Source organism: Pseudomonas sp. PB105 (assembly GCF_009764655.1).
In the GTDB taxonomy this organism is placed as follows: Bacteria; Pseudomonadota; Gammaproteobacteria; order Pseudomonadales; family Pseudomonadaceae; genus Aquipseudomonas; species Aquipseudomonas cyclaminis.
On sequence record NZ_RWIO01000097.1, the window covers coordinates 1 to 1,109 of the forward strand.

At 62.6% G+C, this 1,109-nt stretch carries 1 protein-coding gene; it reads right to left on the minus strand.

From position 1 onward, the window contains the following. On the minus strand, positions 1 to 1,075 hold a 1,075-nt coding region (locus EJD88_RS26250; protein ID WP_158879344.1), incomplete at its 3' end, for a baseplate J/gp47 family protein. Positions 1,076 to 1,109: the final 34 nt, after the last annotated feature.

Consider the following 1,109-nt stretch of genomic DNA (forward strand, 5'->3'; position numbering starts at 1 on the left):
GCTGGTGAAGCTCTTCGCCCAGGCGGCTGAATGAAAACCGCGACTGGGGATAGGTCAGCGTCGGCTGGTAGTCGCTGGTCGTGCTGTCGCGAAACGCCGCACGCACGAACAGCGCGGCGTTGTCTTTGAGGGTTGCCCGCTGTTCAGTGGTCAATGTCGAGCGCGGCCAGATCTCCAACTTCACGGCGTGCTGGGTCTCAGGCATGACCATCACCAACAGGTCATCGCCGTGGCCGTGGTTGCCCTGGTCGCGGATATGCGCGTTGATCTGCGCCAGGTACGTCGCCGCCGGCACGTCCGCATCGAACAGAACAAAGGCGTTCGCACTGCCCGGGCCACGTGGCGCGCCGTGCTGGAAATACACACCATCCGGGCGCACACCTGGAAAAGCCGAGATCATGGCGCGATACACCGCGTCGGTGTGCCACTGGTTGACCGCTGAAAACTGGTTGCGGGTACGCAAACGCAGCTCGTCGTTGGGCTCAGGATCTGCACCTGGTGTGGTCAACCAGCCGTCGGTGTTCACCACCTGGGCAATGCCTGGTACCGGCACCGGGAGGATCGCGTAATAACCCGGGGCCAGGTTGAAACCGGCACCGGTGTCGACCGCCTCGACCGGGATCTGCAGCTGCATCAACCCATCGGCGAAGATACCCACCGCCGTGGTCACCACCTGGTAGATATGGCCGTTGATTGATGCGGACTGCACCAGCGTTCCGGCTGGTACTTCCAGGGCGCCGCCGGCGGCTTCGCGGGTGAACAGCAAAAAGCCCTTGGCCTTGGTCGCACCCTTACGCTCTACGTTGACCGCCCAGGCCAGCATGTCGAGCCAGGCGTCTACAGCGGTCTTGACGAAAAAGTTCGGCAGCACCGTTGCCACGAAAAAATCCAGGATCCACAGCACCGGTTTGGTCACCAGGGCGCGCACCACGCGCCAGAACGGCGAATAGGCGCTGGTGTTGCTCAGTTTGCTGCCCTGGGCGGCTACCTCTTTTTCCCACGCCTGCAGGAGCCCCGCTTCGGTCGTGGGAATGCCGGCGTCGGCCAGCGCCTGCTTGAAATCTACGTCGCTCACAAATCCACCTCGATGTTGCCGAATTTCAGGGTTG